Annotated in this window: 20 protein-coding genes and 2 tRNA genes; 2 read left to right on the forward strand and 20 right to left on the reverse strand. The window is 72.9% G+C overall.

The window, feature by feature from the left end; genetic code table 11:
* Nucleotides 1–230 precede the first annotated feature (230 nt).
* Nucleotides 231–2099, reverse strand: coding sequence for a translation elongation factor 4 (lepA, locus tag IG64_RS10595; RefSeq protein WP_037854382.1), 1869 nt, complete (start codon nucleotides 2097–2099; stop codon nucleotides 231–233).
* A 221-nt stretch (nucleotides 2100–2320) separates the two neighbouring features.
* Between lepA and rpsT the strand changes: the two genes are divergently transcribed.
* On the forward strand, nucleotides 2321–2587 hold the full coding sequence (gene rpsT, locus IG64_RS10600) for a 30S ribosomal protein S20 (RefSeq protein ID WP_015660447.1): 267 nt from the start codon (nucleotides 2321–2323) through the stop codon (nucleotides 2585–2587).
* Between the two features lie 700 nt (nucleotides 2588–3287).
* On the opposite strand, the gene holA is transcribed toward rpsT, so the two are convergent.
* The 18 genes from holA to IG64_RS41560 form a co-directional block, all read right to left on the reverse strand.
* A complete protein-coding gene (gene holA / locus IG64_RS10605; protein WP_199811560.1) occupies nucleotides 3288–4277 on the reverse strand; it encodes a DNA polymerase III subunit delta in 990 nt (329 codons plus the stop codon).
* Between the two features lie 214 nt (nucleotides 4278–4491).
* Complete coding sequence (locus tag IG64_RS10610; protein WP_078883927.1) at nucleotides 4492–4737, reverse strand: hypothetical protein; 246 nt, start codon at nucleotides 4735–4737, stop codon at nucleotides 4492–4494.
* A 56-nt stretch (nucleotides 4738–4793) separates the two neighbouring features.
* Complete coding sequence (locus IG64_RS10615) at nucleotides 4794–5675, reverse strand: YceI family protein (RefSeq protein WP_037854393.1); 882 nt, start codon at nucleotides 5673–5675, stop codon at nucleotides 4794–4796.
* 376 nt (nucleotides 5676–6051) lie between these two features.
* On the reverse strand, nucleotides 6052–8610 hold the full coding sequence (locus IG64_RS10620) for a ComEC/Rec2 family competence protein (protein ID WP_037854576.1): 2559 nt from the start codon (nucleotides 8608–8610) through the stop codon (nucleotides 6052–6054).
* 77 nt (nucleotides 8611–8687) lie between these two features.
* Complete coding sequence (locus IG64_RS43230; RefSeq protein ID WP_063758783.1) at nucleotides 8688–9476, reverse strand: ComEA family DNA-binding protein; 789 nt, start codon at nucleotides 9474–9476, stop codon at nucleotides 8688–8690.
* 720 nt (nucleotides 9477–10196) lie between these two features.
* Nucleotides 10197–11042: a DegV family protein gene (locus tag IG64_RS10630; RefSeq protein WP_037854397.1), complete on the reverse strand. Its 846-nt coding sequence runs from the start codon at nucleotides 11040–11042 to the stop codon at nucleotides 10197–10199.
* 72 nt (nucleotides 11043–11114) lie between these two features.
* Nucleotides 11115–11882, reverse strand: a complete 768-nt coding sequence (locus IG64_RS10635) for a hypothetical protein (RefSeq protein WP_037854399.1) — start codon at nucleotides 11880–11882, stop codon at nucleotides 11115–11117.
* A 131-nt stretch (nucleotides 11883–12013) separates the two neighbouring features.
* Nucleotides 12014–14896: a leucine--tRNA ligase gene (gene leuS / locus IG64_RS10640; RefSeq protein ID WP_037854402.1), complete on the reverse strand. Its 2883-nt coding sequence runs from the start codon at nucleotides 14894–14896 to the stop codon at nucleotides 12014–12016.
* Between the two features lie 502 nt (nucleotides 14897–15398).
* A tRNA-Ala gene (locus IG64_RS10645) sits at nucleotides 15399–15471 on the reverse strand.
* Nucleotides 15472–15616: 145 nt separating this feature from the next.
* The gene (locus tag IG64_RS10650; protein ID WP_006136074.1) at nucleotides 15617–15850 is read right to left on the reverse strand and encodes a hypothetical protein; all 234 of its coding nucleotides are present in this window, start codon (nucleotides 15848–15850) and stop codon (nucleotides 15617–15619) included.
* Nucleotides 15851–15853: 3 nt separating this feature from the next.
* Nucleotides 15854–16027: a hypothetical protein gene (locus IG64_RS40300; protein ID WP_107474217.1), complete on the reverse strand. Its 174-nt coding sequence runs from the start codon at nucleotides 16025–16027 to the stop codon at nucleotides 15854–15856.
* Between the two features lie 280 nt (nucleotides 16028–16307).
* A tRNA-Ala gene (locus tag IG64_RS10655) sits at nucleotides 16308–16380 on the reverse strand.
* Nucleotides 16381–16791: 411 nt separating this feature from the next.
* Nucleotides 16792–17469, reverse strand: a complete 678-nt coding sequence (locus IG64_RS10660; protein WP_037854405.1) for a histidine phosphatase family protein — start codon at nucleotides 17467–17469, stop codon at nucleotides 16792–16794.
* Nucleotides 17460–17906, reverse strand: coding sequence for a ribosome silencing factor (rsfS, locus tag IG64_RS10665; protein WP_037854407.1), 447 nt, complete (start codon nucleotides 17904–17906; stop codon nucleotides 17460–17462). Before rsfS ends, IG64_RS10660 begins: the two co-directional genes overlap by 10 nt.
* A 77-nt stretch (nucleotides 17907–17983) precedes the next feature.
* Nucleotides 17984–19795: a LytR C-terminal domain-containing protein gene (locus tag IG64_RS10670; protein ID WP_037854408.1), complete on the reverse strand. Its 1812-nt coding sequence runs from the start codon at nucleotides 19793–19795 to the stop codon at nucleotides 17984–17986.
* 16 nt (nucleotides 19796–19811) lie between these two features.
* Complete coding sequence (nadD, locus tag IG64_RS10675) at nucleotides 19812–20486, reverse strand: nicotinate-nucleotide adenylyltransferase (protein WP_037854410.1); 675 nt, start codon at nucleotides 20484–20486, stop codon at nucleotides 19812–19814.
* A gap of 43 nt (nucleotides 20487–20529) precedes the next feature.
* On the reverse strand, nucleotides 20530–20685 hold the full coding sequence (locus tag IG64_RS41555; protein ID WP_199811562.1) for a hypothetical protein: 156 nt from the start codon (nucleotides 20683–20685) through the stop codon (nucleotides 20530–20532).
* Between the two features lie 151 nt (nucleotides 20686–20836).
* Entirely contained in the window at nucleotides 20837–21001 is a 165-nt protein-coding gene (locus tag IG64_RS41560; protein ID WP_037854412.1) for a hypothetical protein, read from the reverse strand.
* A gap of 102 nt (nucleotides 21002–21103) precedes the next feature.
* Here IG64_RS41560 and IG64_RS10685 point away from each other — a divergent pair, with 102 nt between their 5' ends.
* Complete coding sequence (locus IG64_RS10685; protein WP_037854416.1) at nucleotides 21104–22291, forward strand: M48 family metallopeptidase; 1188 nt, start codon at nucleotides 21104–21106, stop codon at nucleotides 22289–22291.
* A gap of 3 nt (nucleotides 22292–22294) precedes the next feature.
* Here IG64_RS10685 and IG64_RS10690 read toward each other — a convergent pair whose 3' ends face one another.
* On the reverse strand, nucleotides 22295–23422 hold the full coding sequence (locus tag IG64_RS10690; RefSeq protein ID WP_037854420.1) for a hypothetical protein: 1128 nt from the start codon (nucleotides 23420–23422) through the stop codon (nucleotides 22295–22297).
* Nucleotides 23423–23504: the final 82 nt, after the last annotated feature.

Raw genomic sequence — 23504 nt, forward strand, 5'->3', positions numbered from 1 at the left:
GCGGCTGGGTTGACTCACGGGTGGTGGTTCGGCGTTGTTTAACTCGCGAGTAACTAGCGAGCAGGCATCAGGGTAAAGGGCGACCGGCCACCGCGTAAGGGGCTGTGGCCTGAGACTTCCCACAGAGCGCTACCACGCGCGTGCGCAGGGGCCCGCCGCACTTTCGTGCGACGGGCCCCTTTTCACCCGGTTCACCGGCGCGGCGGACGCCCGCCCCCTGTTGCCGCCGGTTACTTCTTGCCCTTGGCCGGCGCCGCGCTGTCATCGCTGGAGAGCACCGCGATGAAGGCCTCCTGCGGAACCTCCACGGAACCCACCATCTTCATGCGCTTCTTGCCCTCCTTCTGCTTCTCCAGCAGCTTCCGCTTGCGCGAGATGTCACCGCCGTAGCACTTGGCGAGGACGTCCTTGCGGATGGCGCGGATGGTCTCGCGGGCGATCACGCGCGAGCCGACGGCCGCCTGCACGGGGACCTCGAAGTTCTGCCGCGGGATCAGCTCCTTGAGCTTGGCGACGAGCCGCACGCCGTACGCGTACGCCTGGTCCCGGTGGGTGATCGCCGAGAAGGCGTCCACCTTGTCGCCGTGCAGCAGGATGTCGACCTTGACGAGGCTCGAGGACTGCTCGCCCGTGGGCTCGTAGTCCAGGGAGGCGTACCCGCGGGTCTTGGACTTCAGCTGGTCGAAGAAGTCGAAGACGATCTCAGCCAGCGGGAGGGTGTAGCGGATCTCGACGCGGTCCTCGGACAGGTAGTCCATGCCGAGCAGGGTGCCGCGCCGGGTCTGGCACAGCTCCATGATCGCGCCGATGAACTCGGTGGGCGCGAGGATCGTGGCCCGCACGACCGGCTCGTACACCTCCGCGATCTTCCCCTCGGGGAACTCGCTCGGGTTGGTGACGGTGATCTCCGTGCCGTCCTCCATGATCACGCGGTAGACCACGTTGGGCGCGGTGGCGATCAGGTCGAGGCCGAACTCGCGCTCCAGCCGCTCCCGGATCACGTCCAGGTGGAGCAGGCCGAGGAAGCCGACGCGGAAACCGAAGCCGAGCGCTGCGGAGGTCTCCGGCTCGTAGACGAGCGCGGCGTCGTTGAGCTGGAGCTTGTCCAGCGCCTCGCGCAGCTCCGGGTAGTCGGAGCCGTCCAGCGGGTACAGCCCGGAGAAGACCATGGGCTTGGGGTCCTTGTACCCGCCGAGCGCCTCGGTGGCGCCCTTGTGCTGGCTGGTGACGGTGTCACCGACCTTGGACTGGCGGACGTCCTTCACACCGGTGATCAGGTAGCCGACCTCGCCGACGCCCAGACCGTCGGCCGGCAGCATCTCCGGGGAGTTGGTGCCGATCTCCAGCAGCTCGTGCGTGGCGCCGGTGGACATCATCCGGATCCGCTCGCGCCTGTTGAGCTGGCCGTCGATGACACGGACGTACGTCACCACGCCGCGGTAGGAGTCGTAGACCGAGTCGAAGATCATCGCGCGAGCGGGGGCGTCCTTGACGCCGACCGGGGCCGGGATCTGGTCGACCACCTTGTCCAGCAGCGCCTCGACGCCGAGACCGGTCTTGGCGGAGACCTTCAGCACGTCGTCGGGGTCGCAGCCGACCAGGTTCGCCAGCTCCTCGGCGAACTTCTCCGGCTGCGCGGCCGGCAGGTCGATCTTGTTGAGGACCGGGATGATCGTGAGGTCGTTCTCCATCGCCAGGTAGAGGTTGGCGAGAGTCTGTGCCTCGATGCCCTGGGCCGCGTCCACCAGGAGGATCGTCCCCTCGCAGGCGGCGAGCGAGCGGGACACCTCGTAGGTGAAGTCGACGTGCCCCGGCGTGTCGATCATGTTGAGGATGTGCGTGTTGCCGGGCTCGTGAGTCGGGGCCCACGGCAGCCGCACCGCCTGGGACTTGATCGTGATGCCGCGCTCGCGCTCGATGTCCATGCGGTCGAGGTACTGGGCACGCATCTGCCGCTGCTCGACCACACCGGTCAGCTGCAGCATCCGGTCGGCGAGAGTGGACTTGCCGTGGTCGATGTGCGCGATGATGCAGAAATTGCGGATCAGCGCCGGGTCGGTACGGCTCGGCTCGGGCACATGGCTGGGGGTCGCGGGCACGCAGGGTCCTGATTCTTGAGGCGTCCGCATACGTGTGCTTGTCCGTCTGCGGTCTCGGGTCGGATCGATACGTAGTCTTTCCATGGTCCCATGTCCGGCCGGGACCGGTGCGCCGCGACCGGTTTGGGCGCTGGAACGGGCCGCTGGTAACGTGGGGGGCTGTGTCTCATGCCCTCTAGCGCGAGGCACATCGGAAAATTTTCGAAAGAGAAGGCTCATTCGTGGCGAACATCAAGTCCCAGATCAAGCGGATCAAGACCAACGAGAAGGCTCGGCTGCGCAACAAGGCGGTCAAGTCCTCCCTGAAGACGGCGATCCGCAAGGCCCGCGAGGCCGCTGCCGCGGGTGACGTCGAGAAGGCCACCGAGTACCAGCGCGCTGCCGCGCGTCAGCTCGACAAGGCCGTCTCCAAGGGCGTCATCCACAAGAACCAGGCCGCCAACAAGAAGTCGGCGCTTGCTTCGAAGGTCGCGTCCCTCAAGGGCTGAGTCCCTGACTTGACGCCGGACGGACCCGAGCGGGCCCTCTCTCATCCGCTCCCGCCCGGCCCCCCGGACCCGTGCGCGGCCTGCGTTCGCCACGCGGGCATGGGTCCACGAGCGTCATCCGAAGGCCCCGACGGCCCTCCCTTCCCCAGGGACGGCCGACGGGGCCTTTCGGCATTCTGCTGGGAGTGAGCGCGTCGGGACGGACCGGGCGGTTCGGGCGGGGGCGGACCCGTCGGGCGGGGATCTGGTGCCGGGGCTGGGGGGAGGGCCCGGTGCTTTCCGCAGGGGAGGGCGGTGCCTAGGGAGGGCCGGTGCTTCCGCGAGGGGAGGGCGGTGCCTAGGGAGGGCCGGTGCTTTCCGCGAGGGGGGTCGGTGCCTGGGCCGTCCGCGGGAGGGGGTCGGAACTGTCCGTGAAGGACGGGTGGGCGCCGAGGACGTCCGAGGGAAGGCGAGCGACGGCGCTTTCCGTGAGGGAGGTTCGGTGCCTGGGCCGTCCGGGGGAGCGAGTGACGGCGTTCCGCGAGGGGATGGGCCCCGAGGTCGTCCGGGCCGGCACCCGCACCGCCTGCGACGGAGGATCCGTGCCGTTCGGACGGAAAGGGGATCAGCCGCGTCCTCATGAGCAGGCCGGCACCCGGAGCGGGCCGGCACCCGCACCGCCTGCGACGGAGGATCCGTGCCGTTCGGACGGAAGGGGGGGTCAGCCGCGACCTCGTGAGCGGGCCGCGCGGGCGATGGTGACCACCGCTTTCTCCAGGGCGTACTCCGGGTCGTCGCCGCCGCCCTTCACGCCGGCGTCCGCCTCGGCCACCGCGCGCAGGGCGACCGCCACCCCGTCCGGGGTCCAGCCGCGCATCTGCTGGCGGACGCGGTCGATCTTCCACGGCGGCATGCCCAGCTCCCGCGCCAGGTCGGCGGGGCGCCCGCCGCGCGCCGACGACAGCTTGCCGATGGCCCGCACGCCCTGCGCCAGCGCGCTGGTGATCAGCACCGGAGCCACGCCGGTCGCGAGCGACCACCGCAGCGCCTCCAGGGCCTCCGCCGCACGGCCCTCGACGGCCCGGTCGGCGACGGTGAAGCTGGAGGCCTCCGCCCGGCCCGTGTAGTAGCGGGCGACGACGGCCTCGTCGATCGTGCCCTCCACGTCCGCGACGAGCTGGGACACCGCCGACGCCAGTTCCCGCAGATCACTGCCGATCGCGTCGACCAGCGCCTGGCACGCCTCGGGCGTCGCCGAGCGGCCCAGCCCGCGGAACTCGCCCCGCACGAAGGCCAGCCGGTCGGCCGGCTTGGTCATCTTCGGGCAGGCCACCTCCCGCGCGCCCGCCTTGCGGGCCGCGTCCAGCAGGCCCTTGCCCTTGGCGCCGCCCGCGTGCAGCAGCACGAGGGTGATCTCCTCGGCGGGCGAGGCCAGGTACGCCTTCACGTCCTTGACCGTGTCGGCCGACAGGTCCTGCGCGCTGCGGACGACCACGACCTTGCGCTCCGCGAAGAGCGAGGGGCTGGTCAGCTCGGCGAGCGTGCCGGGCTGCAACTGGTCCGGGGTCAGGTCCCGCACGTCCGTGTCGGCGTCGGCGGCCCGCGCGGCGGCCACCACCTCCCGCACGGCACGGTCGAGCAGCAGGTCCTCCTGGCCCACGGCGAGTGTCACCGGGGCGAGAGGGTCGTCGTTCGCAGTCTTCCTGGCCATCGCGACAAGCATCGCACGACCCACTGACAACGCCCCCGCCCCGCGACCGCCCGTGCTCCGGCACCGGGGCGCATCAGTGGCATCGGGACGGATCAGGACTCACGGCCCGTCCCCGGCTGCGACGACTGCCCGCCGCGACGGCGCCATGCCGCCTTGCCGCCTCGCCGCTGCGCGCCTCGTCACTGCGACGGCTCACCGCTACCGCTGTCCATCGCTACGGCTCCTCGCGCCAGCCGTCCCACTCCCCCGCGAACGCGTCCAGCTCCGCCGGGTCGAGCCGGTCCTCCTCGTCGCGCAGGACGACGAGCCACTGGGCGTCCTCGGCGTCGTCCTCGCCCGCCAGCGCGTCCCGTACCAGCTGCGGCTCCTCCCGCAGCCCGAACCGCTCTCCCAGCGCCTCCGCGGCCTCCTCGGCCGCATCGCGGTCGGGCAGCACCAGAACATGTCTCACGTCACTCACGCACGCCATTGTCGGTCACCGCCTGTGCGTCCCGTCAGCGACGGCGGGCCGGCCGCTCAGCCCTTGGGCACGACCTGTATGTCGAGTTCGACCTTGATGGTCGGGCCCACCACGGCGATGCCGCGCGCCAGCATCGTCTGCCAGCTCACCGTGAAGTCGTCACGGTGCAGTTCGGTGGTGGCGCGGCAGGCGGCCCGGACCTCGCCCTCCATGCCGTTGCCGAGGCCGAGGTACTCCGTGTCCAGGGTGACCGTACGGGTCACGCCGTGCAGCGACAGTGCTCCGGTGACGGCCCATTTGTTGCCGCCGCGGTGCGCGAACCGGTCGCTGTAGAACTCCAGGGTCGGAAACCGCGCCACGTCCAGGAAGTCCCCCGAGCGCAGGTGGTCGTCGCGCATCTTGACGTTGGTGTCGATGGACGCCGCGTCGATCACCACGTGCATCGCCGAGCGCTCGGCGTCCTCGGCGACCCGCACCACTCCGGCGAACGAGTTGAACCGGCCGCGGATGCGGGCCAGCCCGATGTGCCGGGCGGTGAAACCGATCGCGGAATGCGTGGGCTCGATCTCCCAGTCGCCGGGCGCGGGCAGCTCGGGCGGCTGCGCGACCTGGAGCGTCACATCGCCGAGCGAGGTGAGCGAGTTCTCGGCGACCGTCGCCGCGGCCCGGTAGGGCGCGTACCCCTCGGCGGACACCGCGAGCCGGTACTCCCCCGCGGGCACCGCCGCCACGAACGACCCGAACGGGTCCGTCCCGCCGCTGACCACCTTGCGCCCCGCGGTGTCGGTCACCGTGAACTCCGCCTGCGGCACCGGCTGGTTGACGGGATCGAGCACCCGGCAGCTCAACGCCCCCGCGCTCGGTGGGGTCCACACCGCCGCCAGGGGACTCGTCCGTTGCGCCCGCTTCGTTCGGCTTCCCAGCAACCGGCCGATCATCTACGACACCTTCTGCACGATGTGAAAACAGCTGTTACCAAAGAAGCATTCGATCACCGATGGGGCTTTCGAGGCAACACGGGATCACATCATGGGAAACCGTCACATGTGCCGTGGCTCGCACGAGTGGCACCGTGTGGCCCGAATTCATCACTCTCGCGTGATTTCGCACAGCCCCCCGTAGCCTCCGAACTGACGACGCCCCACCGCCGTCGGCCGCGTTCGGCAGCGACAGCGCGCATCAGCCCGGCGCCGGCCGCGTCGGGCGATGCGCCACTCGGAGCCGCGGCGTCCACCGGCCGGAGTGAGCCGGAGGATGCTCACCCGGACGCCGCGCTCGCAGTGGTACGCCTCAGCCCGCTCGGCAGCCGTGTCCTCACTCCCGGGCCACGCGCAGCGCCGTGCCCTCCCCGGTGACGGCCAGTGTGCCGTCGTGGTCCGTTCGCAGGACCGTCGCTCCCTCCGCCCGCAGTGCCGCCACCGTGCGCGGGGCCGGGTGGCCGTACATGTTGTCCGCGCCACACGAGATCAGGGCCAGCCTCGGGGACACCAGCCGTATCAGGCCGGGGTCCTGATACGCCGATCCGTGGTGGGCGACTTTGAGGACGTCCACCCGGGTCAGCCCTGTCGCCTGCGGGGAACGCGCCAACTCCTGCTGGGCGAGGGGTTCCAGGTCGCCCAGCAGCAGCAGCCGCAGGCCGCCGGAGCGGACGAGCAGGGTGACGCTGGCGTCGTTGGGGCCGTCGGGCCGGGCTGAGGGGCGGTCCGGCGGCCACAGGACCCGCCAGGACAGGGCGCCCGTGCGCCGCTCCTCCCCCGCGACGGCACGGCTGAGGGGGACGCCCCGCCGCGCCGCCTCCTTCCGTACGAACCCGGCCTGTTCGGCGGGCTCTTCGTACCCGGTGGTCTCGATAGCGCCCACCGAGCGCCCCCGCAGGACACCGGGCAGGCCGGTCACGTGGTCGGCGTGGAAGTGGGTCAGGACGACCAGCGGGATCCGGGTGATCCCGAGGGCGCGCAGGCAGCGGTCGACGCGCCGGGGATCGGGTCCGGCGTCCACCACCACACCGGCTCCCGGCCCCGCCGCCAGTACCGTCGCGTCGCCCTGCCCCACGTCGCACATCGCGAACCGCCACCCCGGCGGCGGCCAGCCGGTGAACACCCGGGTCAGCGACGGCGGCCGCACCACCGCCAGCAGGAGCAGCACCCCGCAGACGCCGCACAGCCACGGACGCCCCAGCAGCCGCCGGCCCAGCAGCACGGCCCCCGCCGTGACCAGCCCCAGCAGCAGCGCTCCGGTCCAGTCGCCCGGCCAGTCCACTGCCCCGCCGGGCAGTCCCGCGCCGGTGCGGGCGACGCCCGCGATCCACCGGGTGGGCCAGCTCGCGCACCAGGCGAGCGCCTTGGCCGGCGCCATCGCCAGCGGGGCGCACGCCAGTGCCGCGAAGCCCAGCACCGTGGCGGGGGCGACCGCGACCTCCGCCAGCAGGTTGCACGGCACCGCCACCAGGCTCACCCGGGCGGACAGCACGGCGACGACCGGCGCGCACAGCGCTTGCGCCGCGGCCGCCGCGGCGAGCGCCTCGGCCAGGCGGGCGGGCACCCCGCGCCGGCGCAGCGCCGTGCTCCAGCGGGGCGCCAGCGTGAGCAGGGCGCCGGTCGCCAGGACCGAGAGCAGGAAACCGTAACTGCGGGCCAGCCACGGGTCGTAGAGCACCAGCAGCAGAACGGCCGTGGCCAGGGCGGGGATCAGCGATCTGCGCCGACCGGTGGCCAGGGCGAGCAGCACCACCGCCCCGCAGGCCGCGGCCCGCAGCACGCTCGGGTCGGGCCTGCACACGACGACGAACCCGAGGGTGAGCGCCGCACCCAGCAGTGCGGTGACCCGCAGCGGCAGGCCGAGTCCGGGCGCGAGGCCCCGGCGCTCGGCCTGCTGGGCCAGGCCGGGCGGCCCGATGAGCAGGGCGAGGAGGATCGTGAGGTTGCTTCCCGAGACGGCCAGGACGTGGGCGAGGTCGGTCTCCTTGAACGCCTCGTCCAGTTCGGGGCCGATCCGCGAGGTGTCCCCGACGACCAGTCCCGGCAGCAGGGCCCGCGCGTCCGCCGGGAGTCCGTCGGTCGCCGCACGCAGCCCGGCCCGCAGCCGTCCCGCCAGGCGCTGCGGCCCGGACGGGCCCCCGGTCACCTCGGGCGCCGCGCCGTCCCGGACCCTCAGCACCGCGGCGATCCGGTCGCCGCCCGTGAGCGGGGGCGCCAGCCGTGCCGTCACCCGCAGCCGCGTGGACGGCAGCAGCCCCAGCCAGGGCGAGCCCCGGCCCCCGGCGGCGGACGCCCCCGGCCCGTCGCCTCCCCGCGCGCCGGCGCCCACGAGGACCAGCACCGGGGCACGGGTACTCACCGCCGTACCGTCCGGTCCCCGCACACGTCGCACCTCGGCGTCGACCAGCACGGAGACCGGTGCCATGTGGTCGCCGCTGACCCGGGGCCGGGTGAGCCGCGGGTCGGAGGTCAGCTCGACCTCCGCGGTGACCGTCGCGTACTGCCGTGCCAGCCCCGGGACCGGGCCGCGCCGCAGGTCCGCGCCGTGCAGTCCCGCCGAGGCGGCGGCTGCCGCGGCGGCGAGCAGCGCGGCCGAGACGGAGGTGCGCACCCAGGCCGGCGCGGCGCCGCGGAGGCGGCCCGTCCGAGCGCTGGGCTGCTGTCCGGTCCGTGCCCGGTCCGGCGGGTGCCGGTGGCCGCGCCGCCGGCTGAGGGCGAGGACGGCGGTCGTCGCGAGAGAGACGATCACGAAAACCGTCACCCACCTCGCGGAGACGTCGAGCGTCAGGGCCGCCGTCGCCCAGGCTGCGAGCGCGGGTGGCACGAGCCGGAGGTCGGCCGGTCCCTCCTGCCGTGGGTGAGCGGCTCCGAGCCGGTTGCCGGAGTCGGCGTGCACCGGCGGGCGAGCGCGGCCGGCGGGCGCGGCCGGCAAAGGCCCGGGCGGGGCTCCGGTCGGCGCCTTCCTGTCCGCGCTCATTCCCGCACCAGGTTGCGCAGGTCGGCGAAGCGGCGGTCGCCGATACCGCTGACCTGCCGCAGTTCCCGCACCGAACGGAAACCTCCGTGCTGCGTGCGGTAGTCGATGATGTGCCGGGCCAGTACCGGGCCGACGCCGGGCAGAGTCTCCAACTGGTCGGCGGTGGCGGTGTTGAGGGAGACGGGGGCCGCCGGTGCCCCTGCCGCGCCCGGGCCGGACCCGCCGCCGGCCGCCCCTCCCGGCGCGGCCGGACCTGTCCCGGCCGGTCCTGTCGCGGGTGCCGGTCCGCCGACGACCACCTGTTCGCCGTCCACGAGGAACCTGGCCCGGTTGAGACCGCCGAGGTCGGTGCCCGGCCGTGCGCCGCCCGCCGCCCGGATCGCGTCGGCCACCCGCGCACCCGCCGGGAGGCGGTGGACCCCGGGGTGGCGGACCTTGCCGCTGACGTCCACCACGATCTGCGGCGCCCCGGACGAGGGTGCGGTGGCCGGCACGGAGACCGAGACGCCGTCCCAGGCGCTCCTGCCCTCGTCCGGGCCGGGGCGCGGTGCCGCCGCACGCACCACTTGGGGGGCCGCGACGGACTGGGGGCGGCCGGTCCAGAAGTGCTGTACGGCCAGGGCCGCGACGGCCACGAGCACCACCGTCAGGGCGATCACGTTCCTGCGCTCGAGCGCGCACCGCGTCTGCAACCACAGGGGCATCCGCTCCCGCAGCGCGAGACCGGCCCGCTCCCGCCACGCCCGCTCCCCCGGCGTCCACTCCCCTGGGGTCCGGTCGTGCAGCGTCCGGTCGTGCAGCGTCCGCTCCTCTGGGGTCCGGTCGTGCGACGTCCGGTCCCGCCACGTCCGCTGCCGCGGCGTCCGGTCCTGCCAGGTCCGCACCGCGCCGGCCACGTCGGGGGTGCCGGCCGTGTCGGGGGCATCGGGCGCGTCGGCTGCGCCAGGCGCGCAGAACGCGTCGGCCGCGTCGGACGCGCCGGCCACAGCGCCCGCACCGGCCTCGCCGCCCGCCTCCCCGGTGCGCACCGCGTCGGACGTGCCCGGCCCAGGGGTCCGGGGCGGTCCGCTGCCCGACTCCCCGGCCGGCGCGGTGGAGCCGGCGAAGAGGACTTCCGCGCGCCGGCGCAGATCCTCGGCCGGGGCCTGCCGCTGACGCAGGGCGTGACGTGCGGGAGCGTGGCCACGGTGCGGGTGACGGCGGTCGCGGGTCCTGCCGTCCGAGCCGGGAACGCGGCCGGGTCCGCTGGTGGCGGTCGCCGTACCGGAACGTGAGTGTGAGCGTGGTCGAAGTGCCATGCCGTCAGCATCGGGCAGCCCGGCCGCCCCGCGATGATCTTGCTCGTTTCCCGGGGACTACCCACCGGTTGTGGACAACTCCGTCACCCGCGTGAGTGATCCCTTGAGCTGTCCTCCCCGCTCCGTCGACGACTGGGCCGCCCCCGACCGGCTCCGCCGGCGGCCGAGCCGCCCCGGCAGCCCCGTCGCGTCCGAGCCGTCGGCGTCTCAGCGCGGAGAGACCACGACCCCGAGCAGCCCCGGGCCGGTGTGCGCGCCGATGACCGCACCGACCTCGCTCACGTGCAGGTCGGCGAGTCCCGGTACACGGGCCCGCAGCCGGTCGGCGAGAGCCGCCGCCCGCTCGGGGGCGGCGAGGTGGTGGACGGCGAGGTCGATGCCCGCTCCGCTCGCCCGCTCGGCCACGATCTCCTCCAGGCGGCCGATCGCCTTGGAGGCCGTCCGCACCTTCTCCAGCAGTTCGATCCGGCCGTCCTGGAGTTGCAGCAGGGGCTTGACGGCGAGGGCGGAACCGAGCAGGGCCTGGGCGGTGCCGATACGGCCGCCGCGGCGCAGATAGTCGAGGGTGTCGACGTAGAAGTAGGCGGAGGTGCCCGCGGCCCGTTTCTCCGCGGCCGTGACCGCGTCGTCCACCGTGCCTCCGCCGCCGGCCGTCTCGGCGGCGGCCAGGGCGCAGAAGCCGAGTGCCATCGCGACCGTCCCGGTGTCCACGACCCGGACCGGCACCGGTGCCTCGCGCGCCGCGAGCACGGCGGCGTCGTAGGTGCCCGACAGCTCGGCGGACAGGTGCAGCGAGACGATCTCGGTCGCCCCGGACGCGGCGACCTTGCGGTAGGTCTCGGCGAACAGCGCGGGGCTGGGACGCGAGGTGGTGACGGACCGCCGCTTCTGCAGCGCCTGGGCCAGGGAGCGGGTCGAGATCTCGGTGCCCTCTTCGAGCGCCTGGTCGCCGAGGACCACGGTCAGCGGGACCGTGGTGATGCCGTGGCGCTCCATCGTCCGGGGCGGCAGGTAGGCCGTTGAATCGGTGACGATCGCGACATGGCGGGACATGAGCTGGAGGTTACCTGCCGTAGCGCCGGGGCGGCAGCCCAGCCCCTCTGACCGGGTGGACGCGTGGCCGGATCAGGTGGTGCTCTCCGGGCGGGGCTTCTTCTGCCAGGAGTACGGGGGGCGGCGTCCCGGCGGGGTCAGGGCGGCGCGGGGCCGGTCCTGGGCGGACTCCGGCCGGGGGGCTTCGGCCGGCGGGGTGCGCCCGTCGGAGCCGGTGGTCCCGGCGGCCGGTGCCCCGGCGCGCGGCGGCGCGGCGGAGGGCTCGCCCCATGCGGGGGTGTCGGCCGCGGGCTGCGCGCTGGTCCAGTGCCGCAGGGCGTCGGCCTCGACGCCGATCTGAGCGCTCAGGGTGTCCAGGTCGTCGTCGGCGAAGCGGCGGGCCCGGTCGCGGGCCGCCCAGCGCAGGGCGTCGGCCGACTGCGTGATGCGGCGGGTCCGCTCGGTCAGGTGCGGCAGCCGCTCGGCGAGCGTCGCCCGGTCCGGCTCGCTCTCCAGGCGCTTGAGTTCGTGGTCCAGCTCGTGCCCGTGGGCGCTGAGGCGGTCGAACAGGGCGACGGATTCCTTGAGCGACTCGTCCTCGGCCGCGCCCGCGTGGAGGGCGTCCTGGGTGGCGCGCATCGAGGTGCGCAGCGTGAGCCGGAGCTGGGCCAGTTCGCCCGCCGGGCCCGGCTGGGCGAAGGACTTGGCCCGCAGGGTCTGGTCCTCCACAGCGCGGCGGGCCTGGCTGATCGTGCGGTCCACGCCGCGCTTGGCGGCGCCGACCGCCTTGACCGCGGCGTAGGCGCCGAGGGCCAGACAGAGCACGAAGAGCACGGCGACGACCGCGACGACTGCTTCCACGAAGCTCCTCCTCGGCTCGGCGGCGCAGGCCGCGCCGCTCTTCCACGGTAAACGCACAGGGCAGGTCCAGGGTTCCGTCCGAACCCCGAACCTGCCCGTAGGGGACTACCCCGAGGCGAGCGCGTCTCACGTCACGCGGGCACGATGTTCACCAGCTTCGGCGCCCGCACGATCACCTTGCGGACGGCCGCGCCGCCCAGTGCCGCGACGACCTTCTCGTCGGCCAGCGCGACCTTCTCCAGTTCGTCCTCGGAGATGGACGGGGAGACCTCCAGGCGCGCCTTGACCTTGCCCTTGATCTGGACGACGCAGGTCACGGCCTCGTCGACCGCGTACGCCGGGTCGGCGACCGGGAAGTCGCGGTGGACGACGGAGTCGGTGTGGCCCAGCTTGTGCCACAGCTCCTCGGCGATGTGCGGGGCCAGCGGGGCCACCATCAGCACCAGCGGTTCGGCGACCGCGCGCGGTACCGGGCCGCCCGTCTTGGTCAGGTGGTTGTTCAGCTCGGTGACCTTGGCGATGGCGGTGTTGAAGCGCAGGCCCTCCAGGTCCTGGCGCACGCCGTCGATCGCCTTGTGCAGGGCGCGCAGCGTCTGCTCGTCGGGCTCGGCGTCGGTGACGGTGACCTCGCCGGTGGTCTCGTCGACGATGTTGCGCCACAGCCGCTGCAGCAGCCGGAACTGGCCGACCACCGCGCGCGTGTCCCACGGCCGGGAGACGTCCAGCGGGCCCATCGCCATCTCGTACAGGCGCAGCGTGTCGGCGCCGTACTCGGCGCAGATCTCGTCCGGGGTGACGGCGTTCTTCAGGGACTTGCCCATCTTGCCCAGCAGCCGGGAGACCTTCTCGCCCTGGTAGTAGTAGGCGCCGTCGCGCTCCTCCACCTCGGCGGCGGGCACCGCGATGCCACGGCTGTCGCGGTAGACGAAGGCCTGGATCATGCCCTGGTTGAACAGCTTGTGGAACGGCTCGGCGGAGGAGACGTGTCCCAGGTCGTACAGGACCTTGGACCAGAAGCGCGCGTACAGCAGGTGGAGCACGGCGTGCTCGGCGCCGCCGACGTACAGGTCGACACCGCCGTGCGGCTGGCCCTCGCGGGGGCCCATCCAGTACCGCTCGATCTCCGGGTCGACCAGCTGCCGCTCGTTGTGCGGGTCCAGGTAGCGGAACTCGTACCAGCAGGAACCGGCCCAGTTGGGCATGGTGTTGGTCTCGCGGCGGTACTTCCTGGGACCGTCGCCCAGGTCCAGGGTGACGTTGACCCAGTCCTCGTTGCGCGACAGGGGCGTCTCGGGCTGGGTGTCGGCGTCGTCGGGGTCGAAGGTGCGCGGCGAGTAGTCCTCGACCTCGGGCAGTTCCAGGGGCAGCATCGACTCGGGCAGCGGGTGGGCGATGCCGTCCTCGTCGTAGACGATCGGGAAGGGCTCGCCCCAGTAGCGCTGGCGGCTGAACAGCCAGTCGCGCAGGCGGAAGTTGACGGTGCCCTCGCCGGTGCCGGACCGCTCCAGCCACTCGGTGATGCGCGCCTTGGCGTCGACGACGCCCAGGCCGTCCAGGGAGATCTCGTCGTTGGAGGAGTTGATGATCTTCGCGTCGTAGGACCCGAAGGCGTCCTCCCACGTGGAGGTGTCCGTGCCGCGGCCGTCGGTCGGCTCGACGACGCAGCGGATCGGCAGCTCGAAGGCGCGCGCGAACTCGAAGTCGCGCTGGTCGCCCGCCGGGACGGCCATGATCGCGCCGGTGCCGTAGCCCATCAGCACGTAGTCGGCGATGAAGACGGGGACCTGCTCGCCGTTGACCGGATTGGTCGCGAACGCGCCGATGAAGACGCCCGTCTTGTCCTTGGCCTCGGCCTGGCGTTCCACGTCGGACTTGGCGGCGGCCTGCGCGCGGTAGGCGGCGACGGCCTCGGCGGGGGTGGCGTGGCCGCCGGTCCACACCTCGTGGGTGCCCTCCGGCCAGGCGGCCGGGGTGAACTTCTCGACCAGCGGGTGCTCGGGGGCCAGCACCATGTACGTCGCGCCGAACAGGGTGTCCGGGCGGGTGGTGAAGACGGTGATCCGCTCGCCGTCGATCGGGAAGTCGACGCGGGCGCCCTCGGAGCGGCCGATCCAGTTGCGCTGCTGGAGCTTGATGGCCTCCGGCCAGTCCAGCTCCTCCAGGTCCTCCAGCAGCCGGTCGGCGTAGGCGGTGATGCGCATGTTCCACTGGCGCAGCTTGGCCTTGAAGACCGGGAAGTTGCCGCGTTCGGAGCGGCCTTCGGCGGTGACCTCCTCGTTGGCCAGCACGGTGCCCAGGCCGGGGCACCAGTTGACGGGCGCGTCGGAGGCGTAGGCCAGGCGGAACTCGCCCAGGACGTCGGCACGCTCGGCGGCGGTCAGCTCGCCCCACGCGCGCTTGTGCCCCGGTACGGGCCGCTCACCGGACTCGAACCGCGCGATCAGCTCACTGATCGGGCGGGCCTGCCGGGCCTCGTCGTCGTACCAGGAGTTGAAGATCTGCAGGAAGATCCACTGGGTCCACTTGTAGTAGTCCGGGTCGATCGTGGCGAAGGACCGGCGCTTGTCGTGACCCAGGCCCAGCCGGCGCAGCTGGGCCTTCATGTTCTCGATGTTGGCCTCGGTGGACACGCGCGGGTGCGTGCCGGTCTGCACGGCGTACTGCTCGGCGGGCAGGCCGAAGGCGTCGAAGCCGAGGGTGTGCAGCACGTTGTGGCCGGTCATCCGCTGGAACCTGGCGTACACGTCGGTGGCGATGTAGCCCAGGGGGTGGCCGACGTGCAGGCCCGCACCGGAGGGGTACGGGAACATGTCCATGATGAACTTCTTGGGGCGGGCGACCAGCTCCGGGTCGCCCGCCAGGTCACCCTTGGGGTTGGGCGCGGCGTACGTCCCGTCCGCGTCCCAGAAGTCCTGCCAGCGTGCCTCGATGTCGGCCGCCACGGCGGCCGTGTAGCGGTGCGGCGCAGCCTCCGCCGACATGGCGGCGGGGGCGGCGGGGTTCGTCTCGCTCATGATCCTCAAAGCTCCATCGATCGTCTCTGCCCGCGGCTGCGACTTTCCGGAAATGAAAAATCCCCTCGCACAGGAGGGGACGCCGCGCCGATTCCGACCAACCGATTCGCCCGGCGGTCGGGACTGATCAGCGCGGCTCGCTAAGCAGAAGGCGTACGGCACGCATGGCGTCAGGGTACCGCAGCCGTCGAGCGCCCCGCGACAGCCTGGCGATCACCCGGCGTGACGACCGCCGACGGGGGACGGCCGGGCTGGTCGGCGCGTTCCTCGGGGCGCGGCCGTGGATGCGGGCGGCCGCACGGGACCTGCCGGCCGAACCTGCCGATCCTCCCGCCGGGCGCGGGCGGCGTGCGCCGGGCCGTTGAGCGAGCGGGCGGGGCGGCGGTCCGCAGGCAGGCCGGTGCGCCGGGGAGGGCCGGTGCACGGCCGGGCCTCAGACCGTCACACCGACCGGTACGCCGAAGGCGGGCCACCCTGGTGGGTGACCCGCCTTCGACTTCTGTGGAGCTAAGGAGAATTGAACTCCTGACCTCCTGCATGCCATGCAGGCGCTCTACCAACTGAGCTATAGCCCCTTGCTGCGTTCCGCCCGGTTTCCCCGGCGGCGACGCCAACATTACACGGTCCAGGGGGTGCTTCACCAAATCGGTTTCCGCTACGCCCGTTATGACCGGTATTCACCACTCGGGCGGGGGACACGCAGGGTCTGACCTGCGGTGCTCACGCCGTGACGAACGAGTAGAACCGCTTCAGCGTGCAGTGCTCCTCCAGCAGCCGCCCGTAGATCGGTTCGCCCTCCAGCTCGCGGTACGTCTCGATCGGGTCGCCTTTTATGATCAGCGCCCGCGCGCACTCCTCGCACCAGTACTGGTAGTCGGGGTTGATCGGCTCCATGTCACGGACGATCGGCGTACCGCTGCCGCACCAGTCGCACTTTCGCCTGTGTGCACCCATCGATCAGCTCCAGCTGTGGCCGCAGGCCGTGCACACGTACGACACCCCGCCGTTGTCACCGAGGACCTGGGCAACGTGGAGCGAGCCGCAGGAGGGGCAGACGAGGCGGGTGATGGTGTCCCGTATCAACGCCGCGCCGAGGAGGTGACCGCCCTCCTCGAGGATGCTCGCAGGCATCGTCACTCCCTCCCAGTCGGGCCGCGCCCCCTTCCGGCCGTTTGATTCTGCCACGGCCGGGCCAATACGGTCAGCGACGCCTCGGTACCGGTCCGGCCACGGCGGCCGGCGCGGCGACCGGGCCGGCGGGGCAGGCGCACGCCGGGGTGTCCTTGCGGAGGTATACGCCCCTGGGCCTCGGGTGGCTCGAGCCGGCTGGGGCGGAACGCAGAGAATCCCGCCCCTTCAGGGACGGGATTCTCATCACCGATCACTGGCACTCGTGAAGAGTGCCGATCTGTGGAGCTAAGGAGAATTGAACTCCTGACCTCCTGCATGCCATGCAGGCGCTCTACCAACTGAGCTATAGCCCCTCGTTCGCTCCCCGCTCGGCGGGGCGAACAAGAAGAACTTTAGCCTGCGACCTGCCGGAAAGTGAAATCCGGGCTTCGGGGCCCCGGCCGGGCCGACCCGGCGGAGACGGGCGGCCGGTCCGTCGCACCGGCCAGACGTCGCGACGGGCGCCGGCCGGGCGGCGCCGTGGGGGACCGACGGGCCGGTCGGGGGCGGCCGGGCGTGGCGGTACCTGGCGGTACGAACGGCCACGCCGCCCGCCGGTCGGCGCAGGGGACAGCCGGGCCGTCCGGTCCGCCATGGGCGCCGGGGGCGGCCGGTGCGCGGTGGGGCGCCGCCCGCCAGCGGCGAGGCCGGCGCGCTCGCACGGGCGGGCCCGGGCGGCCAGACGGCCAGGCGGGCCCCCGCGGCGACGCGGGTGGGGGCCGGGGTCAGGTGTCGTCGCCCAGGACCGGTTCCGGGAGGGTGCCGGCGTTGTGTTCCAGCAGGCGCCAGCCGCGGGCGCCCTCGCCGAGTACGGACCAGCAGCAGTTGGAGAGGCCGCCCAGGCTCTCCCAGTGACGGGCCTCCAGGCCGAGGAGGCGCCCGATGGTGGTGCGGATGGTGCCGCCGTGGCTGACGACGACGAGCGTGCCGTCCTCCGGCAGCTTGTCCACGTGCCGCAGCACCACGGGGGCGGCGCGGTCGGCGACCTCGCTCTCCAGTTCGCCCCCGCCCCGGCGTACCGGCTCGCCGCGCTTCCAGGCGGCGTACTCCTCGCCGTACCGGGAGATGATCTCCTCGTGCGTCAGCCCCTGCCAGGCACCCGCGTAGGTCTCGCGCAGGCCCTCGTCGCGGGCGACGTCCAGGCCGGTGAGGGCGGCCAGCTCCGCGGCCGTGCGGGCGGCCCGCTTCAGGTCGGAGGAGACGATCGCGTCGGGACCGAGGGAGGCCAGCAGGCGGGCGGCGCGGCGGGCCTGGCCGATGCCGGTCTCGGTCAGCTCGACGTCCGTGGACCCCTGGAAGCGGCGCTCCACGTTCCAGGACGTCTGGCCGTGCCGCCACAGGATGACGCGGCGGCCCCGGCCCTGCGGCCGGCCGGCTGCCTCACCGGCGCCGCTCACCGCCACTCACCGTCCGGCTGCGCCGGCTCCTCGGCGGTCTGGAGCCTGGCGTGCTCCTCGGCCTTGCCCCGGGTCGCCCTGGCGTCCTCGGGCAGTTCCAGCTCGGGGCAGTCCTTCCACAGCCGCTCCAGGGCGTAGAAGACACGCTCCTCGCTGTGCTGGACGTGGACGACGATGTCGACGTAGTCGAGGAGGACCCAGCGGGCCTCGCGGTCGCCCTCACGGCGCACCGGCTTGGCGCCCAGCTCCTTGAGCAGACGCTCCTCGATCTCGTCGACGATGGACTTGACCTGGCGGTCGTTGGGTGCGGACGCCAGCAGGAAGGCGTCGGTGATCGACAGGACGTCACTGACGTCGTAGGCGATGATGTCGTGCGCGAGCTTGTCGGCGGCCGCCTGGGCGGCGGTGTTGATCAGCTCTAGGGAACGGTCGGTCGCGGTCACTACAGGGCTTTCCGTCGGCGGTCACTTGAGACCAAGGGTCTCACGGACCGCCGACGGAGCCCCACGCGATTACGGGATCACCGGGCGGAGGCGGGCTTGTAGTCCTGGCCGAGGACGACGGAGACGTCGGCGTTCGCGGTGACCTTGCCCTTCGTCACGGCGCCCGCGGGCAGGCCCAGCGTCTTGGCCGCCTCGGTGGCGTCGTCCTTGTGGGCGGCGTCGGCGTAGACGACCTCGGACGCGGAGCGGACCGCGGCCGCCGTACCGCCCTCGACGAAGGTGAAACCGCCGTTGAGGAGGGCGACGCGCGCCTTGTCGGTGTCGGCCTTGGCGCCGGAGGCGTTCTGGACGGCGACGCGGACGGCCGAGCCCTGGGCGGGGCTCTTCGCGGTGCCGCCCAGGACGGCCTTGACCACACTGTCACTGGTCTGCGCGGACAGCGTGCCGTCGCTCTGCACGGGCAGCAGCGCGGTCTTCCAGTCACCGCCCTTGGCCAGCTCCGAGAGCTTGGCGAGGAACGTGCCGAGGTCCTTGTCGGTGAGTGAGGGGTCGAGGATCTGCGCCAGCGTCTGCACCGTGGTGGTGGCGGCCTGCGGGTCGGAGGAGATCTTGCGCAGCACGCCCTGCATCACCTGTCCGAACCGCTTCAGCTGGGCGTTCTCGTCCTCGCCCGGGGCGCGGTAGGTGGCGTAGGCGACGGCCATCCGGCCGCTGAGGGTCTGGGCCCGGCCCTTGTGGACGAGCACCGTCGTGCCCTTCTTCTTCACGTCCGGGTCGGGCACGTCGGCGTCGGTGTCGGCCTCGATGCCGCCGACCAGGTCGACGAGGTTCTGCAGGTAGGGGGTGTCCAGGCGCCAGGTGCCCTGGATGCTGGTGCCGAGCACGGTGTCGAGCTGCTCACGGGTCCCGGAGGAGCCGTCGTCCTTGACCGACTTGGCGAGGGTCGTGGCCGTGCCGTCGTCGGCCGCCACCGCCAGGGAGTTGGGCAGCAGCACGGTGGTGCCCTGCTTGGTGGTGGTGTTGTCGACGAGCAGCGCCGTCGAGGTGCCGCCCTTGGCGGTGTCGTGCAGGTGGACGACGATGACGTCGCGCTTCTGGGCGCCCGCGGCGGTCGCCGCGCCACCGCCGTCGCCCGACGACGACACCCCGGGGAGCTTGCCCGCGTACCAGAGCCAGCCGACGCCGCCGACCGCGACCAGGGCGAGGACCACCGCCAGGGCGATCACGCGGCTGCGCGCGCGGCGGCGGGCCTCCTCGCGGCGCTCGGTGCGGTTCTCGGTGAACTTCAGCCAGTCGATGACGTCCTCGGAGTCGTCGGTCGGCTCCTCGACGAACGCGAACTGCTCGGTGTGGTACTCCCCCGCTCCCGCCTCCGGCCGGTCGGACCGCTCCGCGGTCTCCTCCCCCGCCGGGTTCGCCGCGGGGTGCGCGGCAGGGCCGGCGGCCTGGTCCGCCGGCGGGCCGGCCTGCTGCGGGATGCGGGCGGCGGTCTGCTCGGCGACCCGGTGCTGCTGCCCGCCGCCGGCCGCCTGACCGTAGGGGTCGTAGGGGTCGTACGGGGCCGCCGGAGCCGTAGGGGTGCCCTGGCCGTAGGGGTCGTAGGGGTCGTAGGCACCAGCGGCTCCGGGAGCCCCCTGGGGCTGGTGCGCCGGGTACGGCTCCTGCGACGTCGGGTAGGTCCCGTAGGGGTCGTCGGCGGCCGGGGCGGCCTGCTGCCCGCCGCCCGCGGCGTACGGGTCGTAGCCGTAGCCCTGCGGGCCGTACGCGTCGTACGTCTGCTGCGGGGTCTGCTGCGCGGGGACCTGCCGGTACACAGGCCGGCCGTAGTCGTCGTAGCCGACCAGTTCGTAACCGTCGTCCCCGTACGCAGCGTCGTATCGGTCGTTCACCGGTGCCCCTCTCGGCTCACTCGCCGCGGTACAGCTCGCGTTTGGCGATGTAGCGCACGACTCCGTCCGGCACCATGTACCAGATGGGGTCCCCCTTGGCGACTCTCGCCCGGCAGTCCGTGGACGAGATGGCGAGGGCGGGGACCTCGACGAGCGAGACACCGCCCTCGGGGAGACCGGGGTCGGTGAGGTGGTGACCCGGCCGGGTCACCCCGATGAAGTGCGCGAGGGAGAACAGCTCCTCCGAGTCGCGCCAGGTGAGGATCTGGCCGAGGGCGTCGGCACCCGTGATGAAGAACAGGTCCGTGTCCGGATTGAGGGCGCGCAGGTCGCGCAGGGTGTCCACGGTGTACGTGGCACCGCCGCGGTCGATGTCGATGCGGCTGACGGAGAACTGCGGGTTCTCGGCGGTCGCGATGACCGTCATCAGGTAGCGGTCCTCGGCGGCGGAGACCTTGCGGTGGGACTTCTGCCAGGGCTGGCCGGTGGGGACGAACACCACCTCGTCCAGCTGGAACTGCGCGGCCACTTCGCTGGCCGCCACGAGGTGACCGTGGTGGATCGGGTCAAACGTTCCGCCCATGACGCCCAGGCGGCGCTTGCCCGAGGACGAGGGGCCGCTGCCGGGTCCGTCGCCGAGGTGCTTCACCGTGTCACTCACCGGACCGGTAGGCATGTCCTGCTCTCCCATGCGTGCAGACCCTACCGGCCCGGCCCGAAGGCTCCCGCCGGGCTCAGCGGTCGCGGTTGAAGCGGGTGGTGATCCAGAGCAGGAGCAGCAGGATGATGAGGGCGGCGCCGCCCGTCACCGCGGGGTTGAGGCTCTCGTGGTTGCCGCCCTCGGCCTCGGCGAGGTTGACCAACTGGGCAGCGGTGCTGGGGATGCTCATCTTCGGCAGACCTATCCGGGTGTGGGCGGGATAAAGATGCCCGCCCATCGTAAGCGCCCGCCTTCACGGCGCTCACCCCGACTCCACGGTTGCGCGGCCCCCGGCACCGGGTGCGGGGACCGTGCGGGGGTGCGGGAACCTTGCGGGAGGGTCAGTCGTCGTTCCGTTTGTAGCCGCGCAGCAGGAACCAGCCGGTGAGCACGCAGCCCAGGACCATCACGACCAGGACGATGCGGAGCAGGTCGCCCGACCCCTGATGCTGCGCTGTGGTGTTCGCGGCCTCGGCCAGCCGGGCGGCTGCGGGGTAGTGCTCCATGGCGTGACTCCTTCGCTGTACTGCCCGTCCACGGTATCTCCGCCTAGGCTGGCCCCTGCTTCGGGGGCACATTGGGCGACACAGACGCACATGGGGGATCACATGTCCGACGACCGCCGCGAACACCACGGCCCCGAGCGGGCGCCCGGCCGGCGGCGCACGCGCTTCCCGGGGATCTCCTCGCGTGCGTACGAGCACCCGGCCGACCGCTCCGCGCTGGTCGCGCTGCGCAAGCTGAGCGGATTCGACACCGTGTTCAAGGCCCTCAGCGGCCTGCTGCCCGAGCGCAGTCTCCGGCTGCTCTTCCTGTCCGACTCGGTGCGCGTCTCGGACGAGCAGTTCGCACACCTGCACGACATGCTGCGGGACGCCTGTTACATCCTGGACCTGGAGAAGGTCCCGCCGATGTACGTGAACCAGGACCCGCAGCCCAACGCCATGTGCATCGGCCTGGACGAGCCGGTCATCGTCGTGACCACGGGGCTGGTCGAGCTGCTCGACGAGGAGGAGATGCGCGCGGTCGTCGGCCACGAGGTGGGCCACGCCCTCTCGGGCCACGCGGTGTACCGCACGATCCTGCTGTTCCTGACCAGTCTGGCGGTGCGGGTGGCCTGGATCCCGCTGGGCAACATCGCGATCATGGCGATCGTGACGGCGCTGCGCGAGTGGTTCCGCAAGTCGGAGCTGTCGGCGGACCGGGCCGGGCTGCTGGTCGGGCAGGACCTGCGGGCGTCCATGCGCGGCCTGATGAAGATCGCGGGCGGCAACCACCTGCACGAGATGAACGTCGACGCCTTCCTGCGGCAGGCCGAGGAGTACGAGTCGGCGGGCGACCTGCGCGACTCCGTCCTGAAGATCCTCAACGTGCTGCCGCGCACCCACCCCTTCACCACCGTGCGCGCCGCCGAGCTGAAGAAGTGGGCCGAGTCCCGCGACTACCAGCGGATCGTGGACGGCCACTACCCGCGCCGCAGCGAGGACAAGGACACCTCGGTCAGCGACTCCTTCCGGGAGTCGGCCGCGCACTACGCCGGCCATGTGAAGAACTCCAAGGACCCGCTGATGAAGCTGGTGACCGACCTCGCGGGCGGGGCGGGCGACCTGGGCGACCGGTTCCGGCGCGGCTTCAGCGGATTCACCGGCTCGGCGCCGCCCAAGGACACCCGGGGCGCCGAGGACTCCGGTGCCGGGGGCGCCGCGCCCGGGGAGGGCCGGGACGCCAGGGACGAGCCGCCCGGCGAAGGCTCCTCGCGCGAGCGGCGGGAGCGGCGGGAGCGGGACGAGGACTGAGCCTCACGCCTTCGGCTGGGCGCCCGGCGCCAGCGCGCCGCACACGGCGCTCACGCCGTCGGGCGCGTACGGGTCGGTCGCGGCCGGGCCGCCCGCCCGCGCGCTCCGGCCGGCCAGCAGCGGCTGGAAGCGGTCGGCCGCGTCGTCGCCGCAGGACAGCGGGCCCGCCTCGACGGTGGCGAGGACCAGTTGGACCTGGTGCAGCCGCAGGTCGTCCGGGTCGAAGCGGAACCGCAGTTCCCGCCGGACGGTGAACAGCGAGGCCGGGGCCGTGGCGCCGGCGCCCGCGGGCTTGAGCGCGTAGACGAGGACGGGGTCGGCGGTGACCTCCAGGGTGGCGGAGTCCGCCTCGGCGACGCGGAGGGATCCCCGCACCCGGACGAGGGGGTCGGCGAGCTGGACGCGGCGGGGGTCGAAGCGGACCAGCCATGCGGTGGCGGCGGCCTCGCCCGCACCCCCGCCGACGCTCCCGGCCCCGCCCCGGCCGGTGCTCGCGCCGCCGCTCCCGCCGGCGTCCGTGCCTGTGACGCTCCGGTCGAACTGGGCGAGCTGGCCCGGGTCGAGCAGGGCCCGCACGGCGTCCGTCCGGTCGCCGACGAGCACCCCGGGGTCGAGGGAGGAGGCCACGATGTAGTCCCGCGCGCCGGTCAGGGCGGCGACGACCTGGCTGTCCGAGAAGTGCGCCGTGCCGCGGTGGGCGGGCAGCGGCAGGCCCTCGGCGCCGGTGGCGTACCGGGCGGCGGGACTGCGCGCGTACAGGCCCGCGAGGTCGCTGCTGCCGGGCACCTCGCCGGCGGGGGCGAGCGGGACGACGGTCGCCCGCAGCTGTTCGACGGCGCGCGGCGGCAGCAGGGACCGGTACGGCGTGCGTACGCCCATGTAGATCGCGGTGGCGAAGGCGACGGCGATCAGCAGGACGAGGAACAGCGCCTGCCGCGGCAGGGCGCGGTGCGGACGCGGGCGGCGGCGGACGGCGGGCGTGTGGTCGGTCATCCGCTCCTGGGCGGAGTACTCCTGGAGGCGGGCAGCGCGGACGAACGACTCGTCGAAGACGACGGATCGGTATTCGTCCTCCGCGCCCGAGGGGGTGCCGTCGGGAACCCCTTCAGGCGGGTCGCCAGGCCCTCCCATACTTTCAGGGTAGGTCCCGGCGAGCGCCGGTAAACGCGCTGCTGTGCGCCAAGTTCTGACAACCGCTCACCGGCGTGGCCGG

This window comes from Streptomyces sp. NRRL S-340 (assembly GCF_000720185.1).
GTDB lineage: Bacteria > Actinomycetota > Actinomycetes > Streptomycetales > Streptomycetaceae > Streptomyces.

Excerpts from the sequence above, each read along its gene's own strand:
- holA (WP_199811560.1), bottom strand. The coding sequence starts at position 4,277 with ATGGCCAGGAAGACTGCGAACGACGACCCTCTCGCCCCGGTGACACTC.
- IG64_RS10615 (WP_037854393.1), bottom strand. The coding sequence starts at position 5,675 with ATGATCGGCCGGTTGCTGGGAAGCCGAACGAAGCGGGCGCAACGGACG.
- IG64_RS10630 (WP_037854397.1), bottom strand. The coding sequence starts at position 11,042 with ATGTCCCGCCATGTCGCGATCGTCACCGATTCAACGGCCTACCTGCCG.
- leuS (WP_037854402.1), bottom strand. The coding sequence starts at position 14,896 with ATGAGCGAGACGAACCCCGCCGCCCCCGCCGCCATGTCGGCGGAGGCT.
- IG64_RS10650 (WP_006136074.1), bottom strand. The coding sequence starts at position 15,850 with ATGGGTGCACACAGGCGAAAGTGCGACTGGTGCGGCAGCGGTACGCCG.
- IG64_RS40300 (WP_107474217.1), bottom strand. The coding sequence starts at position 16,027 with ATGCCTGCGAGCATCCTCGAGGAGGGCGGTCACCTCCTCGGCGCGGCG.
- nadD (WP_037854410.1), bottom strand. The coding sequence starts at position 20,486 with ATGGGAGAGCAGGACATGCCTACCGGTCCGGTGAGTGACACGGTGAAG.
- IG64_RS41555 (WP_199811562.1), bottom strand. The coding sequence starts at position 20,685 with ATGAGCATCCCCAGCACCGCTGCCCAGTTGGTCAACCTCGCCGAGGCC.
- IG64_RS41560 (WP_037854412.1), bottom strand. The coding sequence starts at position 21,001 with ATGGAGCACTACCCCGCAGCCGCCCGGCTGGCCGAGGCCGCGAACACC.
- IG64_RS10685 (WP_037854416.1), top strand. The coding sequence starts at position 21,104 with ATGTCCGACGACCGCCGCGAACACCACGGCCCCGAGCGGGCGCCCGGC.
- IG64_RS10690 (WP_037854420.1), bottom strand. The coding sequence starts at position 23,422 with ATGGGAGGGCCTGGCGACCCGCCTGAAGGGGTTCCCGACGGCACCCCC.